The sequence below is a fragment of the Nocardia neocaledoniensis genome (assembly GCF_003182135.1).
Classification (GTDB): Bacteria; Actinomycetota; Actinomycetes; order Mycobacteriales; family Mycobacteriaceae; genus Nocardia; species Nocardia neocaledoniensis.
Window position 1 is genome coordinate 127,184 of sequence record NZ_QGTL01000003.1, and the last position, 18,240, is coordinate 145,423.

The 18,240-nt window shown below is 69.4% G+C and carries 22 protein-coding genes; 13 read left to right on the forward strand and 9 right to left on the reverse strand.

Features of this window, described 5'->3' with window-relative positions; translation table 11 throughout:
• Positions 1 to 125: 125 nt before the first annotated feature.
• Positions 126 to 1,328: a M20 family metallopeptidase gene (locus DFR69_RS08800; RefSeq protein WP_110037000.1), complete on the reverse strand. Its 1,203-nt coding sequence runs from the start codon at positions 1,326 to 1,328 to the stop codon at positions 126 to 128.
• A 47-nt stretch (positions 1,329 to 1,375) separates the two neighbouring features.
• Positions 1,376 to 2,077: an enoyl-CoA hydratase-related protein gene (locus tag DFR69_RS08805; RefSeq protein ID WP_110037001.1), complete on the reverse strand. Its 702-nt coding sequence runs from the start codon at positions 2,075 to 2,077 to the stop codon at positions 1,376 to 1,378.
• Between the two features lie 92 nt (positions 2,078 to 2,169).
• On the opposite strand from DFR69_RS08805, the gene DFR69_RS08810 reads away from it, so the two are divergent.
• Both DFR69_RS08810 and DFR69_RS08815 read left to right on the forward strand, forming a co-directional pair.
• Complete coding sequence (locus DFR69_RS08810; RefSeq protein WP_110037002.1) at positions 2,170 to 2,949, forward strand: purine-nucleoside phosphorylase; 780 nt, start codon at positions 2,170 to 2,172, stop codon at positions 2,947 to 2,949.
• Complete coding sequence (locus DFR69_RS08815; RefSeq protein ID WP_110037003.1) at positions 2,950 to 4,446, forward strand: phospho-sugar mutase; 1,497 nt, start codon at positions 2,950 to 2,952, stop codon at positions 4,444 to 4,446.
• On the opposite strand, the gene DFR69_RS08820 is transcribed toward DFR69_RS08815, so the two are convergent.
• A complete protein-coding gene (locus DFR69_RS08820) occupies positions 4,443 to 4,853 on the reverse strand; it encodes a DUF4913 domain-containing protein (protein WP_110037004.1) in 411 nt (136 codons plus the stop codon). The two genes, DFR69_RS08815 and DFR69_RS08820, sit on opposite strands and share 4 nt — an antisense overlap.
• A 40-nt stretch (positions 4,854 to 4,893) precedes the next feature.
• Positions 4,894 to 5,517 carry a uracil phosphoribosyltransferase gene (gene upp / locus DFR69_RS08825; protein WP_110037005.1) on the reverse strand — a complete coding sequence of 208 codons (624 nt, stop codon included), beginning with the start codon at positions 5,515 to 5,517 and terminating at the stop codon, positions 4,894 to 4,896.
• A 142-nt stretch (positions 5,518 to 5,659) separates the two neighbouring features.
• On the opposite strand from upp, the gene DFR69_RS08830 reads away from it, so the two are divergent.
• Genes DFR69_RS08830 through DFR69_RS08850 form a run of 5 tightly spaced genes read left to right on the forward strand, consistent with a single transcriptional unit; the run spans position 5,660 to position 9,084 of the window.
• Entirely contained in the window at positions 5,660 to 5,989 is a 330-nt protein-coding gene (locus tag DFR69_RS08830; RefSeq protein WP_232996818.1) for a hypothetical protein, read from the forward strand.
• The gene (locus DFR69_RS08835; RefSeq protein WP_110037007.1) at positions 5,986 to 7,116 is read left to right on the forward strand and encodes a C40 family peptidase; all 1,131 of its coding nucleotides are present in this window, start codon (positions 5,986 to 5,988) and stop codon (positions 7,114 to 7,116) included. The genes DFR69_RS08830 and DFR69_RS08835 overlap by 4 nt, the downstream gene beginning before the upstream one ends.
• Positions 7,113 to 7,466 (forward strand): hypothetical protein, encoded by a 354-nt coding sequence (locus DFR69_RS08840; protein WP_110037008.1) that lies wholly within the window; start codon positions 7,113 to 7,115, stop codon positions 7,464 to 7,466. Before DFR69_RS08835 ends, DFR69_RS08840 begins: the two co-directional genes overlap by 4 nt.
• The gene (locus DFR69_RS08845) at positions 7,463 to 7,816 is read left to right on the forward strand and encodes a YbaB/EbfC family nucleoid-associated protein (protein ID WP_244198170.1); all 354 of its coding nucleotides are present in this window, start codon (positions 7,463 to 7,465) and stop codon (positions 7,814 to 7,816) included. The genes DFR69_RS08840 and DFR69_RS08845 overlap by 4 nt, the downstream gene beginning before the upstream one ends.
• A 20-nt stretch (positions 7,817 to 7,836) precedes the next feature.
• Positions 7,837 to 9,084: a primosomal protein gene (locus DFR69_RS08850; RefSeq protein WP_110037010.1), complete on the forward strand. Its 1,248-nt coding sequence runs from the start codon at positions 7,837 to 7,839 to the stop codon at positions 9,082 to 9,084.
• A 39-nt stretch (positions 9,085 to 9,123) separates the two neighbouring features.
• Here DFR69_RS08850 and DFR69_RS08855 read toward each other — a convergent pair whose 3' ends face one another.
• From DFR69_RS08855 to DFR69_RS08865, 3 genes are all read right to left on the reverse strand, one after another.
• Complete coding sequence (locus DFR69_RS08855) at positions 9,124 to 10,224, reverse strand: adenosine deaminase (RefSeq protein ID WP_110037011.1); 1,101 nt, start codon at positions 10,222 to 10,224, stop codon at positions 9,124 to 9,126.
• A gap of 223 nt (positions 10,225 to 10,447) precedes the next feature.
• The gene (locus DFR69_RS08860; protein ID WP_110037012.1) at positions 10,448 to 11,737 is read right to left on the reverse strand and encodes a thymidine phosphorylase; all 1,290 of its coding nucleotides are present in this window, start codon (positions 11,735 to 11,737) and stop codon (positions 10,448 to 10,450) included.
• Between the two features lie 19 nt (positions 11,738 to 11,756).
• Positions 11,757 to 12,170, reverse strand: coding sequence for a cytidine deaminase (locus DFR69_RS08865; protein ID WP_186817413.1), 414 nt, complete (start codon positions 12,168 to 12,170; stop codon positions 11,757 to 11,759).
• Between the two features lie 290 nt (positions 12,171 to 12,460).
• Here DFR69_RS08865 and sdhC point away from each other — a divergent pair, with 290 nt between their 5' ends.
• The 4 genes from sdhC to DFR69_RS08885 are packed head-to-tail and all read left to right on the forward strand — an operon-like array spanning position 12,461 to position 15,857.
• A complete protein-coding gene (gene sdhC, locus DFR69_RS08870; protein WP_110037014.1) occupies positions 12,461 to 12,865 on the forward strand; it encodes a succinate dehydrogenase, cytochrome b556 subunit in 405 nt (134 codons plus the stop codon).
• A gap of 1 nt (position 12,866) precedes the next feature.
• The gene (locus tag DFR69_RS08875) at positions 12,867 to 13,301 is read left to right on the forward strand and encodes a succinate dehydrogenase hydrophobic membrane anchor subunit (protein WP_110037015.1); all 435 of its coding nucleotides are present in this window, start codon (positions 12,867 to 12,869) and stop codon (positions 13,299 to 13,301) included.
• A 16-nt stretch (positions 13,302 to 13,317) separates the two neighbouring features.
• The gene (gene sdhA / locus DFR69_RS08880; RefSeq protein ID WP_110037016.1) at positions 13,318 to 15,087 is read left to right on the forward strand and encodes a succinate dehydrogenase flavoprotein subunit; all 1,770 of its coding nucleotides are present in this window, start codon (positions 13,318 to 13,320) and stop codon (positions 15,085 to 15,087) included.
• Positions 15,087 to 15,857 carry a succinate dehydrogenase iron-sulfur subunit gene (locus DFR69_RS08885; protein WP_110037017.1) on the forward strand — a complete coding sequence of 257 codons (771 nt, stop codon included), beginning with the start codon at positions 15,087 to 15,089 and terminating at the stop codon, positions 15,855 to 15,857. Before sdhA ends, DFR69_RS08885 begins: the two co-directional genes overlap by 1 nt.
• A gap of 61 nt (positions 15,858 to 15,918) precedes the next feature.
• Here the strand turns inward: DFR69_RS08885 and DFR69_RS08890 are convergent, their stop codons facing one another.
• On the reverse strand, positions 15,919 to 16,521 hold the full coding sequence (locus DFR69_RS08890; protein ID WP_110037018.1) for a dihydrofolate reductase family protein: 603 nt from the start codon (positions 16,519 to 16,521) through the stop codon (positions 15,919 to 15,921).
• A 157-nt stretch (positions 16,522 to 16,678) separates the two neighbouring features.
• Here DFR69_RS08890 and DFR69_RS35670 point away from each other — a divergent pair, with 157 nt between their 5' ends.
• Positions 16,679 to 16,888: a type II toxin-antitoxin system VapB family antitoxin gene (locus DFR69_RS35670; protein ID WP_186817412.1), complete on the forward strand. Its 210-nt coding sequence runs from the start codon at positions 16,679 to 16,681 to the stop codon at positions 16,886 to 16,888.
• On the forward strand, positions 16,885 to 17,319 hold the full coding sequence (locus DFR69_RS08900) for a PIN domain-containing protein (RefSeq protein WP_110037019.1): 435 nt from the start codon (positions 16,885 to 16,887) through the stop codon (positions 17,317 to 17,319). Before DFR69_RS35670 ends, DFR69_RS08900 begins: the two co-directional genes overlap by 4 nt.
• 40 nt (positions 17,320 to 17,359) lie before the next feature.
• Here DFR69_RS08900 and DFR69_RS08905 read toward each other — a convergent pair whose 3' ends face one another.
• Positions 17,360 to 18,184 (reverse strand): alpha/beta fold hydrolase, encoded by an 825-nt coding sequence (locus DFR69_RS08905; RefSeq protein ID WP_110037020.1) that lies wholly within the window; start codon positions 18,182 to 18,184, stop codon positions 17,360 to 17,362.
• Positions 18,185 to 18,240 lie beyond the last annotated feature (56 nt).

Below are 18,240 nucleotides of genomic sequence, written 5' to 3' on the forward strand. Positions count from 1 at the left end.
CTCGATTCGCTCGGCGTCCGGCATGGTCGGACAGGCCGCGTTCTCGCGCATCATCGAGTGGACGTCCACGTCCATCGATAGCGACTCGGCGCCTGCGCGCGCGGTGCCCGAATAGCCGGAAATGCTCACCGAATGTCCTCCTGTCGTTCGACCAGCCGTTGCAACAACCTGTCTCTGTGTACTTCATCGCGTGCCACCGCGACAGCGGTACGCGCCAACGCGAGCGCGCCGTCGACCACCGCCCGATCGGCCGAGGCGTTCACCGCGGCGGCGGCGAAGTCCGGCTGATGGGTCACCGCGCCACCGGCGTCGATGCCGATGACCGGGTGGATACCGGGGATGACGTTGGTGACGTTGCCCATGTCGGTGCTCCCGAGCGGTCGCAGCACCTCGAGCTCGGGCGCGATCGGCGTCCTGCCCAGTCCGGTGATCTGCGCACGGTAGGCAGCCGAGAGAACCGGATCGGGGGTGAGCTCGGTATAGGTGGGCGCGAGCGTCCGTATGTCGTGCGTGCAGCCGGTCGCCAGGGCGCCCGCCTCGAAGCACGCCTTCGCTCGGCGCATCAGGTCGTCGAGTGACGCGGAGTCGGCCGCGCGGAGGTAGTACAGCAATTCCGCCCGTCCGGGCACGATGTTGGGGGCTACGCCGCCGTCGGACACTATACCGTGCAGCTGCTGACCGGGCCGCAGATGCTGGCGCAGCAAGCCGACGGCGACCTGGGTCAACGTCACCGCGTCGCCGGCGTTGCGGCCCAGTTCGGGCGCGGCGCTGGCGTGCGCCTCGCGGCCGTGGAAGGTGATGGCGAGGTCGGCCAGCGCCAGCGAGCGCGCGCCGACGATGTCGGCGGGACCGGGGTGGACCATCATCGCCATCGCGATGTCGTCGAAGGCGCCCGCCTCGAGCATGAGCACCTTGCCGCCGCCGCTCTCCTCGGCGGGCGTGCCGAGCACGACGACGGTGAGTCCGAGCTGATCGGCGACCTCGGCGAGTCCGAGCGCGGCGCCGACCGAGGACGCGGCGATGATGTTGTGCCCGCAGGCGTGCCCGATCTCGGGCAGCGCGTCGTATTCGGCGCAGATGCCCACCGTGAGCGGGCCGCCGCCGTAGACGGCGCGGAAGGCGGTCGGCAGGCCCGCGACCCCGGTGGTCACCGCGAAACCCCGCTCCACCAGCGGCGCGAGCACCTTGGCGACACTGCGCGTCTCGGCGAAGGCCAGCTCGGGTTCGGCGTGAATCGCGTGCGAGAGCCCGATCAACTCCGCCGACGCCGCGGTGATCGCGGCGTCGCAGGTGGTGGCCGAGAATTCGCCGGTGCGCGAGAGTGCCATACCCCCAGTCTCGCATCAGGGGGTGTCACGGGCGCACCGGCGAGCGGTCAGTTGCCGAAGGCCAGGTTTTCCGGGGTCACCGGGGTGGCCAGCGCGGCCAGGGTCTCGGCGTGCAGCGCGGTCTTGATCACCGGGGTGATCGGCTTGCGCAGGCTGGTCAGCGCGCCCGCCTGCGCGACGGCGGTGGACAGCACCGCGTCGGCGTCGGCCTTGGCGTCGACGATGCCCGCGGCGATCGCCTCGTCGGCGGCGAAACGGTGTCCGGTGGTCATCGCCCGCACGCACACCTGGTTGGCGAGACGGCCCTTGAGCAGGCCGTTCATCCCGATGGTGAAGGGCATGCCCAGGTGCACCTCGGGCAGCGACCAGAAGCCGCGGTCGCCGCGCATCACCCGGAAGTCGTGCGCGGTGGCCAGCATCGCGCCCGCGCCGAACGCGTGCCCGTTGACGGCGGCGACGGTCGGCATCGGGAAGGTCAGCAGCCGGGTGTACAGGGTGTGCACGCGGTCGAGGTAGCCGTGGATCTTGTCGAGGTTGCCGAACACCCAGTCGGTGTCGAGGCCGTTGCTGTAGAACTTGCCGGTCGCCACGGTGACCAGCGCGGCGGCCCCCTCGGAGGCCTCGACCTCGTCGAGGGCAGCGTGGAAGGCGTCCATCCAGGCCAGCGAGAAACGGTTCTCGTTGTCGGTCTCGCCCTCGTTCCCGAGGTACAGCACGAACACGTCACCGGAGCGCTCCAAATACGGCATGCGGGAAGAATAAACCGCAGTTCGCGGGTGGCTACTCGCGGGTACGCACGAGCACTCCAGCGCTCCGGTCGCCACCGTCATAGACTGACGGCATGCTTGCCGAACAGGCCGCTCAGGCGATCGCCGAACGTACGGGAGTGCCGCGTCACCGCGTCGCCGTGGTGCTGGGATCGGGGTGGCAGGAGGCAGCGGCCGAGATCGGCGCCCCGCATGCCTCGATCGCCATGCCGGAGCTGCCCGGCTTCGGCAAGCCCAGCGCGCAGGGCCACGGCGGGATGATCCACTCGATCCCGGTGAACGACGATCACGTGCTGCTGTTGATGGGCCGCCAGCACCTGTACGAGGGCTACACACCCCAGCAGGTGGTGCACCCCGTGACGGCGGCGATCGCGGCGGGCGCGGAGATCGTGCTGCTCACCAATGCCGCGGGCGGGATCAGGCCCGGCCTGCGGGTCGGCGAACCGGTGCTGATCGCCGACCACCTCAATCTCACCGCCCGCACCCCGCTCGAGGGGGCGCGGTTCGTCGACCTGGTCGACGCGTGGGATCCGGAGCTGCGCACGGTGGCCAGGGAGATCGATCCCAGCCTGACCGAGGGGGTCTACGCCGGGCTCACCGGTCCGCAGTACGAGACGCCCGCCGAGATCCGCATGCTGGCCACCATCGGCGCCGATCTGGTCGGCATGTCGACGGTGCTCGAGGCGATCGAGGCCCGCTCGCGGGGCGCGCGGGTGCTCGGCATCTCGCTGGTGACGAACCTGGCGGCCGGTGTCACCGGCGACCATCTGTCGCACGCGGAGGTGCTCGCCGAGGGGCAGGCCGCCGCGCCCCGCCTCGGCAAGCTGCTGCGCGGGATCCTGGAGCGCGTCTAGATGCTGCGTTTCGGGACCGCGGGCCTGCGCGGACCGCTGCGCGAAGGGCCGGACGGCATGAACGTGACCACCGTGTCGCGGGCGACGGCCGGTGTCGCGGCCTGGCTGCGCGAGCGGTGCCTCGGCGGCGGCGCGATCGTGGTCGGACGCGACGCCAGGCACGGTTCGGCGGAATTCGCCACGGCGACCGCCGAGATCTTCACCGCGGCGGGCTTCCCGGTGACGCTGTTGCCCGAACCGGTGCCGACGCCGGTGGTGGCGTTCGCGGTGAAGCGGCTCGGCGCGGTGGCGGGCGTGCAGGTCACCGCCTCGCACAATCCGCCCGCCGACAACGGCTACAAGGTGTACCTGGACGGCGGTTCCCAGCTCATCGCGCCCGCCGACACCGAGATCGAGCGGTGCATCGAGGCCGTCACCGAACCCATTGCGCGGCAGTTCGTTTCACCCTCCGGCGCGGAACTCGTCGGCGAGTATCTCGCGCGCGTCGCCGAACTGCCCCTGGTGCTGGGCGGCGCCGGTGAGCGGGCCCCGGTGCGGATCGCGCTGACGGCGCTGCACGGCGTCGGCGGCGAGCTCGCGGTGCGGGCGCTGGCCGCGGCCGGGTTCACCGATGTGCACGTGGTCGACGAGCAGTTCGCACCCGACCCCGACTTCCCCACCGTCGCCTTCCCCAATCCCGAGGAGCCCGGCGCCGCCGATCTGCTGCTCGCGCTGGCCGCCCGGGTCGACGCCGATGTCGCCATCGCCCTCGACCCCGACGCCGACCGCTGCGCTGTCGGCGTGCCCGGCCCGGACGGGTGGCGCATGCTGCGCGGCGACGAAACCGGCGTGCTGCTGGCCGATTACGTGCTGCGCACCGCGCCCGCCGACGCGCTGGTGGCCACCACGATCGTCTCCTCCCGGCTGCTCTCGCGGCTGGCGCCCGCGCGTTCGGCCCGCTACGCCGAGACCCTCACCGGCTTCAAATGGCTGGCCAGGGCGGGCGAGGGCCTGGTGTACGCCTACGAGGAGGCCATCGGGCACTGCGTCGACCCGGCCACGGTGCGCGACAAGGACGGCATCTCCGCCGCGGTCTCGGCCGCCGACCTGGTCGCCCTGTTGAAGGCGGCAGGCCGCACCCTGCAGGACGAATTGGATTCCTACGCGGTCGAATTCGGTCTGCACGCCGGCGACCAGGTGTCGCTGCGCCTGCCCGATCAGGCCACCGCGATCGCCCTGACCGCGGCACTGCGCGCCGCCCCGCCCAGCGAGATCGCGGGCACCCCGGTGAAGTTCACCGATCAGGCCCAGGTCCGCGGCCGGCTGCGGACCGACGCGCTGATCTTCGACGCCGACGACTTCCGCATCGTCATCCGTCCGTCGGGCACCGAGCCGAAACTCAAGTGCTATCTGGAGGTGTTCGCCCCGGTCCCCGACGCGGCCGCGCTCCCCGGCGCCCGCGTCGCGGCCGCCGACCGGCTCGCCGAGCTTGCCGCCTACTGCCGGTCGCTCGGCTAGGCCCTGCTGTCGCCGGGCAGCTTCGGGGCGGAGAACACGGGAACCTCCGTCGGCAGGTCCACCACCGGCAGCGGCTCGGTGGCCCGGTGGCCGTGTTCGCCCGAGCAGTGCTGAAACGGCCCCGACGGCGAGAGCAACACCCGCACATGGGGATCCGCGTGGTCGAGCAGCCACTGGCTGATCCCGAACGCGCCCACGTGCCTGCAGTACTCCCAGGCCCGCCAGAGCGCGTCCAGCCGCACCACCGCGCCCGGATGCCGCCACCACTGCGGGCACCAGTGGATCCGCTCACCGTCGCGGTAACCCACGCCGTCGCCGACCAGGATCACGAAATACCCGGTGACCCAATCCATCAGGTCGTCGTAGGCCGTTGTGATCAGCTCGTCCCCGCTGTCCGCACTCCCCATGCAGGCAGGATCGCACAGTGTCCGCCGGTCGGCAGCGGATTCAGCGCGGGCCGAACTGCCGGTCGCCCGCGTCGCCGAGGCCGGGGACGATGTAGGCGTTCTCGTTGAGTTTCTCGTCGATCGCCGCGGTGACCAGGCGGACCGGCAGGCCCGAGTCGGCCAGGGCGGCAACGCCTTCTGGTGCGGAGACGACGCAGACGGCGGTGATGTCGGTGGCGCCGCGGGCGACGAGCAGTTCGAGGGTGTGGCGCATCGAGCCGCCGGTGGCGAGCATCGGGTCGAGGACGAAGACCGGCAGGTCGCTCAGGTCGGCAGGCAGCGATTCCAGGTAGGGCACGGGCTGGTGGGTGTCCTCGTCGCGCGCGATGCCGACGAAGCCGACCCTGGCCTCGGGGACGAGATCGGCGGCGGCGTAGACCATGCCGAGGCCGGCCCGCAGCACCGGGACCAGCAGCGGCGGCGCGGCCAGCCGGACACCCTCGGTGACCGCGACCGGCGTGTCGATGGGCGCGCGCACGACCGGCGCGTCGCGCAGGGCCTCGTACATGAGGATGCCGGTGAGGTCGCGCAACGCCGTGCGGAACGCGGCGTTGTCGGTACGGGCGTCCCGCATGGTGCTCAGCAGGGCCGCGGCGAGCGGATGGTCGACGGTGTCGGTGCGCATGAAAAAACGATAGGGTCACCGGGCGCTCCTGGTACGGCCGCTGGGGAAATTTCGCGGTCGAGGGAACCGGGAGCGGCCTCGGTGCGTCGAACCATGTGAGTGACGTACTCTGCCCGGGAACTCGAGGATTGGGGGAAGTTCGATGCCAAAGATGTCGGCCGATGCCGAGGGCATCATCGCCTACAGCGCGACAGCCGAAGTCATGGCCACCGACCTGGCGACAGCGGCCGCGGGCTCGGTAGCCTCCGATCCCACCGTGCTCGGCCCCATCATGGGCCTGATCGGCGGCGACTTCGTGGCCGCCTACTCCGCGGCGCACGCCGGTCACGTCGCCGCGATCGCCCAGCTCTCGGCCGTGATGGCCAGCATGGGCGCCGCCACCGCGGGCGCGGCGACCACCCTCGTCGACACCGACCTCAACAACGCGGCGCCGATCACCGCGCTGACGGGCGACATCGGGACCGGCGCATGATCGACCTCAGCGGGCTGGCCCAGCCGCTCTACGACCTGCTGTCGAGCTTCGGCCTCAACGTCTCCGGCACCGGCGGCGCCTCCGACGGTCTGCGCTCGACCTCGACCAATCTCGACCAGATCTATCAACTCGGCCGCACCGGCATCAACAACGTGAACACCGCGTGGGACGGCCAGGCCGTCGACGCGGCCACGGCCAAAGCCCTGCGCGTGCAGAACTCCTCGGCCAATCTGTCCGACACCGGCAACGAGATGGCGACCGTGGTCGACCAGGCCGCCGCGTACGTGGAGACCGGGCAGAAGGACCTCGACACCATCGTCAACTCGTTCCTCAGCGATGTGTCCGCGCTCAGCCCCACCCTCGGCACCCCGGTCGGGCTGGCCGCGGTCGTGAGCTCGGCGATAGACCACATCGGCCAGGGACTCGGCGTCGTCGGCCGCGTGCAGGACGAGCTGGGCACCCAGACCGCCGCGATCCAGGAGCTCACCCCAGCGCCGTCGAGCACCTCGCTGGCGAGTGTGTCCTCGGGCGCGAGCGGCCTCGCCTCGACGGCGTCCAGCCTGCTCTCCGGCAGCGGCAGCACGGTGCTCAGCGCGGTGTCGTCCGGGTTGTCCACCGCCATGAGCGGCACCTCGAACGGGTCGAAGACGGCCACCTCGGGTGGCAACAACGGCAGCAAGACCTCGACCGGCTCGTCGGCGGGTTCCTCGACCGGCTCCGCCGACGGCACCGGCGTCAAGATCACCCTGCCCGACGGGAGCGTGGTCGAGGCGCCCAACGAGGAGGCCGCCACTGCGGTGCGCTCGGCCATCAGCGCCGTCGGCACGCCGTACGTGTGGGGCGGCAACACCCCGGGCTCCGGCATCGACTGCAGCGGGCTCACCAAGTACGCCTACGGGGAGGCCGGGGTGGAGCTGCCCCGGCTCGCGCAGGAACAGCACATCGGACATCCTCAGGTTTCCCCCGGTGACCTCCAACCGGGCGACCTGGCCGTGTGGGACGGCCACGTCGCCATGGTGGTCGGCAACGGGCAGCTCGTCGAGGCCGGTGACCCGGTCTCGATCAGTTCCATCCGAACGGAGAACAGTGGCATGGAGTTCTACGGCTTCTACAGGCCTACCGCATGACCGGCACGCCGATCCCCGAGGTTCCCAATGTGGAGTCCGCGGTCAGCACCAACCGGTCGGGCACGATCTCGGTCCGCGCGACCAGCATGGGTCTGCCCATCGCGATCAAGTTCGAGCGCAGCGAATACCAGTACGGCGCGCAGGCGCTCGCCGATGAGATCCTGCGGCTGACCAGGCGTTCGACCATCGCCGCCGCCGCCAGGCTGCGCGAGATCTACAGCGAGCAGGCGCAGATCCCCGATCACCTGCTCGACCGGATGAACCTGCCGACCCGGCGCCAGGCGGTCGACGAGCTCGACCGCATCGACGACGCCGACACCGGCCAGACGAGTTGGATGAGGCCGCTGTGAGCGCGGAAATGGACGCCCTGGTCGCCGGGGTCACCGGCAAGCTCGAGGCGCTGGAGGCGGCGCTGTACGGCTTGAAGCAGGTCAACGGACGCTTCACCACCGAGGACGGGCTGGTCACCGCGGAGGTGAACAGTGACGGCGCCCTGGTCGCGCTGACCCTCGACGAAGGCATCACCGCCCTGGCGCCCGCCGAGGCCTCGCAGCTGATCCTGCACGCCTGCAAGCAGGCCACCGAGACGGCCGGTTCGGCGCGTTCCAACATCATTGCGACACTGAACGAATCGCTCACCGGGTCGGCGCCGCAGGCGTCGGAGCAATTGGCACCCGGGCCGGATAGTGCGCGGGGCTGAAGGTCGATAGGCTTCGCGTCATGGCTTCTGGAGACATCGTCCCGATCGAGCTCGGTCTGACCGATGGCGATCTCGTCACCCTGTGGGCACCGCGCTGGCGCGACGGTGACGACGAGTGGGAGGCGTTCCTCGGTCACGAGGACGACCTCTACGGATTCGAGTCCGTTGCGGAGCTGGCGGCGTTCATCCGCACCAACTCCGACAACGATCTCGTCGACCACCCTGCCTGGGCGATCATCGCCGGGCTGTCGGCCGCCGAGCTGGAGCCGGAGGAGAACTTCAGCTTCGATCTGGTCGCCGTGCCCGAGCTCGCCGCGGGCGATCCGGACGTCGAGGTCGTCGGCGAGCTCGAGGACACCCTGGCGATGGTGCGCAACATCGGCGAGGTGTGCGAGCTCGACGTGGTGACGAAGTTCTTCGGCTCCAACCCGGTGCTCGACACGTTGGCCGGCGGTGTGAACACCTACGCCGGCCGCGACGGTGAGGAGCTGTGGGACCAGATCGGCGCCGCGATCGTCAAGGGCTGGGACGACGTGCTCGACGCGATCGACGGTGTGGTCACCACGCCCGAGGTCGACGCGGCCGCGGTCGCGGTCGCCGAGGCCGAGCTGCTGGCCGCCGAGGAGAACGAGGTCGACGCCGACGACGCCGCCGAGGAGGACGAGGAGTTCGAGCCCGTCGACCTCGACGCCGAGGACGACGACGAGGACGAAGAGGACGATTCCTTCTGGCACGAGGTCGGCATCGACCCGGTCAAGATCGTCACCTCCGACGGCGAGCACTACACGCTGCGCTGCTACCTCGACGACGAGCCGATCTTCCTCGGCAACGGCCGCACCATCACCGTGTTCGGCTCCGAGCGCGCACTGGCGCGGTACCTGGCCGACGATCACGAGCACGAACTGGCGCGGGTCTCCACCTTCGCCGACGTGCAGACCGCGGCGGTGGACGGCTCACTCGAGGTCGAGGTGACCGACGAGAACGTGTACGTGCTCACCGGTCTGGTCGACGACCTGGCCGAGGGCCCGGAAGCGGTCGACATCGAGCAGCTCGACCTGGCGGTCGAACTGTTCAGCGACGCGGCCGACTACGCCGACGACGACAGCGTGGAACAGGCGCTGGCGCCGTCGAATCCGCTCGGCTGGTACGTCTCCTACCTGCTCAACCCCGACCCGAACCGGATGGCGCCGAACCCGCCGTTCGCCGCGGAGGCGCAGAGCTTCCGCGAGCTGCAGCGCGCCTTCGAAGCGCGGCTGACCAGCGAATAGACCGTGAAACGGGGTGGGCGCGAGCCCACCCCGTTTCCGTCAACCCACCAGCACCGCGTACCCGGGCTTGATCACCTCGTCGATGATCTCCAGCCGGTCGGGGAACGGGATGAACGCCGACTTCATGGCGTTGATGGTGAACCGCTCCAGATCGCTCCAGCCGTACCCGAAGGTCGTCACGAGTTTGAGCATCTCCTCGCTCATGCTTGTGTCGCTCATCAGCCGGTTGTCGGTGTTCACGGTGACCCGGAAACGCAGCCGGGCCAGCAGGTCGAACGGGTGCTTGTCCAGCGAGGGCACCGCGCCGGTCTGCACGTTCGACGACGGGCACAGCTCCAGCGGCACCCGCATGTCGCGCACGTAGTTGGCGACGAGGCCGAGCTGAGCGTCCGCGATCTCGCCCCCTGGCACGCTGATGTCGTCGGTGATGCGCACGCCGTGGCCGAGCCGGTCGCATCCGCAGAACGCCAGCGCCTCGTGGATCGACGGCAGGCCGAACGCCTCCCCCGCGTGAATCGTGAAGTGCGCGTGGTTGGCTCGCAGATATTCGAACGCGTCGAGGTGCCGGGTGGGCGGGTACCCGGCCTCGGCGCCCGCGATGTCGAACCCGCCGACGCCGCGATCGCGGAACCGCACCGTCAGCTCCGCGATCTCGCGGGAGCGCGCCGCGTGCCGCATGGCGGTGAGCAGGCAGGTCACCCGGATGCGGTGGCCCTGTTCGGCCGCGATGGCCTCGCCCTCGCGGAAACCCTCGATGGTGTGTTCGACGACCTCGTCGAGGGTGAGCCCCTTCTCCAGGTGCTGTTCGGGCGCGAACCGCACCTCGGCGTAGACCACGCCGTCGGCGGCGAGGTCGATCGCGCATTCGCGCGCCACCCGGCGCAGACCCTCCGGGGTCTGCATCACGGCGACCGTGTGGGCGAAGGTCTCCAGGTACAGCTCCAGCGATCCGCTGTCGGCGGCGTCGCGGAACCACGCGCCGAGACTCTCGGCGTCGTGGGCGGGTAATTCGTCGTAGCCGCAGTCGGCGGCGAGCTCGAGCACCGTCGCGGGCCGCAGACCACCGTCGAGGTGATCGTGCAGCAGGGCCTTCGGTGCGCGTCGGATCGAAGCAAGGTCTAGGGGCGCCGGTCCAGTCATGTACTGACGGTAGCCGCAGACGCCGATCCCGTCAGCGAACTTCCCGCGTGGCAACCGTCTCGTCGACCGCCCGTCCCGCGACGGACTGCTGCGGGCCACCCGCGGTGCACCCACGCCCGTCACTCGATCAACGACCGCAGGCAGCTGCCTGGCGGGTACCTGAGAGCCAGACCGCAGTCGTGCCTCAGCGCCCGGGCGCCCCGATCGGCGCGCCGCCCCGGGTTCAGCCGATGCGGCCGAGGAACAGTTCGCCGGGTTTGAACTCGGAGGTCGCCTCGATGGTGACCGCGTCGGTGAGGGCGCTCGTCGCGGCCACGAAGGCATCCGGGGTGTCGGTGTGCAGGGTGAACAGTGGCTGGCCCGCCGTCACCGCGTCGCCGGGCTTGGCATGCATGACGACGCCGGCTCCGGCCTGCACGCCCTCGCCCTGCCTGGCCCGGCCGGCGCCGAGCTTCCAGGCCGCGATGCCGACGTCCATGGCGTCGAGGCGGGTGAGGGTGCCGGTCGCGTCGGCGTGGACGGTTTCGGTGTGGCGCGCCGTGGGCAAGGTCGCGTCCGGGTCGCCGCCCTGGGCCTGGATCATCGCGCGCCAGTGGTCCATGGCGCGACCGTCGGCGAGGACCTCGGCCGGGTCGATGTGCAGGCCCGCCTGGGCGACCATCTCGCGGGCGAGCAGCAACGTCAGTTCGACCACGTCGGCAGGGCCGCCGCCGGCGAGCACCTCGACCGATTCGGCGACCTCGAGCGCGTTGCCCGCGGTGCGGCCGAGCGGGGTGTCCATCGCGGTGAGCAGGGCGACGGTGTTCACCCCCGCGTCGCGACCGAGCTCGACCATCGCGGTCGCCAGCTCGCGCGCGCCCTCGACCGTTTTGAGGAAGGCCCCCGAGCCGACCTTCACGTCGAGCACCAGGGCGGCGGTCCCCTCGGCGATCTTCTTGCTCATGATCGAACTGGCGATCAGCGGGATCGACTCGACCGTGCCGGTGACATCGCGCAGCGCGTAGAGCCGCTTGTCGGCCGGGGCCAGGTCGGCGCCCGCGGCGCAGATCACCGCGCCGACCGCCGGGTCGGTCAGCATCTCGCGCATCCGGGCGACGGTGACGTCGGCCTGCCAGCCGGGGATCGATTCGAGTTTGTCCAGCGTGCCGCCGGTGTGGCCGAGCCCGCGCCCGGACAGCTGGGGCACCGCGGCGCCGCAGGCCGCCACCAGCGGGGCCAGCGGCAGGGTGATCTTGTCGCCGACGCCGCCGGTCGAATGCTTGTCGACGGTGGGGCGCGGCAGGTCGGTGAAGTCCATGCGGCTGCCGGAGCCGATCATGGCGGCGGTCCAGCGGGCGGTCTCGCGGCGGGTCATCCCCCGCCAGAGAATCGCCATGGCCAGTGCCGACATCTGCTCGTCGGCGACGATCCCGCGGGTGAACGCGTCCACCACCCAGTCGATCTGCCCGTCCGACAGCTCCCCGCCGTCCCGTTTGGTCCTGATGACCGATACCGCGTCGTGGCTGTTGCCCATGGGCCCACTCAACCAGTGGTCACCCGCGTTCGCCAGCCTGACCGGCCGCGAGATCGTCGGGCCCGAACGCGTAGGGCAGCAGCTCGGCCAGCGGCTTGGGGCCCGCGGCGTGGTCGACGAGCAACTCGGCGCCGCCGTGCTCGTACAGCAGCTGCCGACAGCGCCCACACGGCATCAGGATTTCGCCCCGGGAATCGGTCACCGAGACCGCGACGAGACGCCCGCCACCGGAACCGAATAAGTTACCGACGAGTACGCATTCGGCGCACAGGGTTAACCCATATGAGACATTTTCCACATTGCATCCGCTCACAATTCGGCCATCCGCGGTGAGAGCCGCGGCGCCGACCGGGAAACCCGAGTACGGGGCATACGCCAGGCCCATAGCGTGAATTGCCTTGTCATGCAAGGTATTCCAGTCGATTTCGGGCATCACGAACCTCCAGCCGATACCGCCGAACGCGTCGGCGAAGCGCCCTCCGGACCAGTATCCGGCATTGAGAAAGGTAAACCTAACTCGGCGGATTCGCACGCAACGCACGGCACGCCGAATTAGTTCCGCGAAACAGAGAGGATTAGAGTCAGCCGAAGATCGGTTCAGGTTCCCGGCGGCGGGCCAGCGCTCGCGAACACAGCGCAGCCACCTGGGCATTTGCCTCTCCACGCACGCTGGCGTCGGATCTGTGACCGGGTCCATCAACGACGTTGGAGGCACCGCACTCTATGACCACGATAGAAGCTCCGGCTCCGGCCCAGCCGAAGCGGAAGACGCTGTACCGCGGCGACCCGGGCATGTGGTCCTGGGCTCTGCACCGGATCACCGGTGTCACCATCTTCTTCTTCCTCTTCGTGCATGTGCTGGACACGGCACTGGTCCGGGTCAACCCGAACACCTACGACCAGATCATCGAGACCTACAAGACGCCCATCGTGGCGCTGCTGGAGATGGGCCTCGTCGTCTGCGTGCTGTACCACGCGCTCAACGGTGTCCGCGTGATCCTCATCGACTTCTGGTCGCAGGGTCCGCGCTTCCAGAAGCAGATGCTGTGGATCGTGCTGGCCATCTGGGTCCTGGTCTCCGCCGCCGGCGTCGGCCGCCAGTTCTTCTACCTGCTGACGGAGCACTGATATGTCTGCACCTGTCCTCGGCAAGTCCTACGACCGCCCGGCCAGCCTGGACGCGCCCCGCTCCCCGCGGGCCAAGTCGAACAGCAACTTCGAGAAGTACGCGTGGCTGTTCATGCGCTTCTCCGGCCTGCTGCTGATCGTGCTGGTGCTCGGCCACATGTTCATCATGCTGATGATCGACGGCGGCGTGAAGCGCCTGAACTTCGGCTTCGTCGCCGGTCGGTGGGCCAGCCCGTTCTGGCAGCTGTGGGACCTGACCATGCTCTGGCTGGCCCAGCTGCACGGTGGCAACGGTCTGCGCACCGTCATCGATGACTACGCCCGCAACGACTCCACCCGGTTCTGGCTCAAGACCATCCTCGTGGTCTCGATGATCCTGGTGATGGGCGTCGGCACGTACGTCATCTTCACCTTCGACCCCAACATCACCGGTTAGGAACAGGCCACCTCGCATGAGTGAATCCCGTCCGATTCAGGAACATCGCTACGACGTGGTCATCGTCGGCGCCGGTGGCGCGGGCATGCGCGCGGCGATCGAGGCCGGTCCCCGTGCTCGCACCGCGGTCCTGACCAAGCTCTACCCGACGCGCAGCCACACCGGCGCGGCCCAGGGCGGCATGTGCGCCGCGCTGGCCAACGTCGAAGAAGACAACTGGGAATGGCACACCTTCGACACCGTCAAGGGTGGTGACTACCTGGTCGACCAGGACGCCGCGGAGATCATGGCCAAGGAGGCCATCGACGCGGTCATGGACCTGGAGAAGATGGGCCTGCCGTTCAACCGCACGCCCGAGGGCAAGATCGACCAGCGTCGCTTCGGTGGCCACACCCGCGACCACGGCAAGGCGCCCGTGCGTCGCGCGTGTTATGCCGCCGACCGCACCGGTCACATGATCCTGCAGACGCTGTACCAGAACTGCGTCAAGCACGACGTGGAGTTCTTCAACGAGTTCTACGTGCTCGACCTGGTGATGACCGACACCGACCGTGGCCCCGTCGCCACCGGCGTCGTCGCCTACGAGCTGGCCACCGGCGAGATCCACGTCTTCCACGCGAAGTCGATCGTGTTCGCCACCGGCGGCTCGGGCCGCATGTACAAGACCACCTCGAACGCGCACACGCTGACCGGTGACGGCATGGCGATCGTGTTCCGCAAGGGCCTGCCGCTCGAGGACATGGAGTTCCACCAGTTCCATCCGACGGGCCTCGCGGGCCTGGGCATCCTCATCTCCGAGGCTGTGCGTGGTGAGGGCGGCATCCTGCGCAACGCCTCCGGTGAGCGCTTCATGGAGCGCTACGCCCCCACCATCAAGGACCTCGCGCCGCGTGACATCGTCGCCCGCTCGATGGTGCTCGAGGTGCTGGAAGGCCGTGGCGCCGGGCCGAACAAGGACTACGTCTACATCGACGTGACCCACCTCGGCGAGGACGTGCTCGAGGAGAAGCTGCCCGACATCACCGAGTTCGCGCGCACCTACCTGGGCGTCGACCCGGTCAAGGAGCTCGTGCCGGTCATGCCGACCTGCCACTACGTGATGGGCGGTATCCCCACCCGCATCCGTGGCGAGGTGCTGCGCAACAACACCGACGTGGTCCCCGGCCTGTACGCCGCCGGTGAGTGCGCCTGCGTCTCCGTGCACGGCGCGAACCGCCTCGGCACCAACTCGCTGCTCGACATCAACGTGTTCGGCCGTCGCGCCGGCATCGCGGCCGCCGAGTACGCCCAGCGCACCGAGTTCGTCGAGATGCCGGAGAACCCGGCGCAGATGGTGCAGGACTGGCTGACGCTGATCCTGTCCGACCACGGCAACGAGCGCGTGGCCGACATCCGCACCGAGCTGCAGTACACGATGGACATGAACGCCGCCGTGTTCCGCACCGAGGACACCCTCAAGCAGGCCCTCACCGACATCCACGCGCTCAAGGAGCGCTACACACGGATCACGGTGCAGGACAAGGGCAAGCGCTACAACAGCGACCTGCTCGAGGCCGTCGAGCTGGGCTTCCTGCTCGAGCTGGCCGAGGTCACCGTCGTCGGCGCGCTCAACCGCAAGGAATCGCGTGGCGGCCACGCCCGCGAGGACTACCCGGATCGCGACGACGTGAACTTCATGCGGCACACCATGGCGTACAAGGAGGGGCCGGAGCTCATCTCCGAGATCCGCCTCGACTTCAAGCCGGTGGTGCAGACCCGCTACGAGCCGATGGAGCGTAAGTACTGATGACTGCTGTCGCCGAACCCACCACGCAGAAGCCCGCGCCCGTTCCCGAGGGCTCGGTCATGGTCACCGTCAAGGTGGCCCGGTTCAGCACCGAGAACGACAAGGGCGCGTACTGGGACTCGTTCCAGGTGCCGGTCCTGCCGACCGACCGCTTCCTCAACGTGCTGATCTACATCAAGTCCTACCTGGACGGCACCCTCACCTTCCGGCGCTCCTGTGCCCACGGTGTGTGCGGTTCGGACGCGATGCGGATCAACGGCGTGAACCGGCTGGCCTGCAAGGTGCTGATGAAGGACCTGTTGCCCAAGGGCGACAAGACCCTCACCATGACCGTCGAGCCGATCCGCGGCCTGCCCGTGGAGAAGGACCTCGTCGTCGACATGGAGCCGTTCTTCGACGCCTTCCGTGCCGTCAAGCCGTACCTGATCACCTCGGGTAACGAGCCGACCCGCGAGCGCATCCAGTCCCAGCACGACCGCGCCCGCTTCGACGACACCACCAAGTGCATCCTGTGCGCCTGCTGCACCACCTCCTGCCCCGTGTACTGGAGCGACGGCAGCTACTTCGGCCCGGCCGCGATCGTGAACGCGCACCGCTTCATCTTCGACAGCCGTGACGAGGGCGCCCGCGAGCGCCTCGACATCCTCAACGACGTCGAGGGCGTGTGGCGCTGCCGCACCACCTTCAACTGCACCGACGCGTGCCCCCGTGGCATCGAGGTCACCAAGGCCATCCAGGAAGTCAAGCGCGCGCTGCTGTTCGCCCGCTGATCCTTCCAGCCCGAACGCGAAGGCCGCCTTCCTCTTTCGAGGGAGGCGGCCTTTCCGTTTCTCAGTCGAGGTGCGCCTTGGCTTCCTCGTAGGAGCCGGTGGGGGCGTTCTCGTCGCGGGTGTAGACCAGGTGCAGCACGCCGGTTCCGAAGGTCTCCGACGAGAGCAGGCGCAGCGGAATCGGCGCGCTGTCCTCGAGCAGCCGCTCGCCCTTCCCGACCGCGATCGGATGCACCAGCAGGTGCAGTTCGTCCAGCAGTCCCGCGGCCAGCAGCTGGCGCACCACCGACACCGAACCACTGATCGCGATGTCCCCGCCGTCCTCGTTCCGCAGCGCGGCCGCGGCCTCGGTGAGCTCGCCGTCGAGCCGCTCGGAATTGCGCCAGGACAGTTCCGGATTTTCCTGGTGCGTGACCACCAGCTTGCGCGCGTCACCCAGCTTCTTCGCGAACCCGGCGTCCGGGCCGCCATCAGCTTCCCGGTCCGGCCACGCGCCGGCGAAACCCTCGTAGGTCCCGCGGCCGAGCAGCAACGTGTCGGCGCTGCCGAGCTGGGCGTCGACCGCGGCGCCCATGGCGTCGTCGAAGTAGGGGAAGTGCCAATCCTGGGGGTCGGCGATCACGCCGTCGATCGACATGAACAGTCCGGCAGTGATTTTCCGCATCGAAGTTCTCCTCTGACGAGCACTGAGTGGGTTCGCTGGATAAGACGGCACAGCACCCACGAACTCATCGCCGCCGCGCACCGATCCGGCGGCGGGTCGGTCTCGAATACCGCACGAGTATTGCTGCTGATATTGCGGGGGAAATATCGTGAGAAACATGAAGACGATGATCGATCTGGACGACGAGGCCCTGGCGCTGGCCGCCAAGGAACTGGGGACCACCACCAAGAAGGACACCGTCAACGCCGCGTTGCAGTTCGTCGCCGAGCGCAGGCGGCGTATCGAGCAGGTCCTCGGCGATCCTTACGGATTCGGTGTCGGTCCCGATATCGACGATCCCGAAATCATGCGCCAGGCCAGGCGTTGACCGAGGCCACTCCCCTGCGGCTGCATCTGATCGACACGTCGGCCGCGGCCAGGATCCGCCATGAGGCCGTCCGCACGGTCCTCGCCGGGCTGATCGCAGACCGCGCGGCGGCCACGTGCGTGACAGTCGATCTCGAAGCCGGCTACTCGGGCCGGAGCCTTGCCGACGTCCAGAACATCGCCCAGCGTCGCCGTGCCCTGTACCACGACCTGCCGATGAACGATTCGATCGCCCAGCGCGCCAAGGAAGTTCAGCTGCTGATGGCGAAGAAGGGCCACCACCGCAGCGCGGGCCTGGTCGACCTGCTCACCGCCGCGATCGCGGAGTACCACGATGCCGTCATCGTCCACTACGACCGCGATTTCGAGCACATCGCCGCCGTCACCCGCCAGCCCCACGTCTGGGTCGTGCCTGCGGGCACCGTCGACTGAGGGTCCGTCGACCGGTGCCGCGAAACGGTGATCGCGGGCTTCACGGTGCCGGAAGTTCTCCCAGCTCCGCGGTGAAGGTGGTGATGGCGGCGGCCAGGGAGGTGGGGTGGGTGAGGGCGAGGCCGTGATCGGCGTTGGGGAGCAGGACGGATCGGGCGTGGGGGAACCAGGTGGTGATCAGGTCCTTGATCTCGGCGAACCAGGGGCCGCTCGCGGTGCCGCCGAGGTAGAGGACGGGGGCCTGGACGCGGGCGGCGTCGATGGCGGTGAAGGTCCAGGCCAGGAGGGCGGGCAGGTCCGTGGTGAAGAAGGTGGGCGCGTCGGCCGTCGCTTGCGCTCTCGCGCCGGGGAGCTGGCGGTCGAGGACGGCGCGCCAGTCGGGTCCGCTGACGATCTCCATCAGGTGCGCGAGGGCGGCGTCGGCACCCGCGACGGTGAATTCGCGCTCGAGTTCTACGCAGGCGGAGCGGAATTCGGCGAGATGGACCGGCGGGGGCTCGATCAGGATGAGCGAACGGACGCGCTCCGGCAGGTCGGCCGCCAGTTGCAGGGCGACGGCGCCGCTGTAGGACAGCCCGAGCACGTGCGCGGAGTCGGTTCCCAGTGCGGTGAGCAGGGCCGCGCAGTCCCGCGCGTCGCGGCCGATCGAACCGGGACCGGTCACCGGATCGCTGCCCGCGTAGCCGCGCCGGTGACAGCGGATCGTGGTGAAATCGCGCGCCAGCGCGTCCGCCAACGGCGCGCATTCCTCGGCCAGCAGCCCGGTCTGGATCAACACGAGCGGCGGCCCGGTTCCACCGACGATCACTTCCAGGCCGACCTCGCCCGCGAGCACACGACGAACACCGTGGCGAAGGCGGGACATGGCAGCCACCTCGATCCATCGAGCCTGCTCAGACAGTGTATTCCACCCAGGCGACC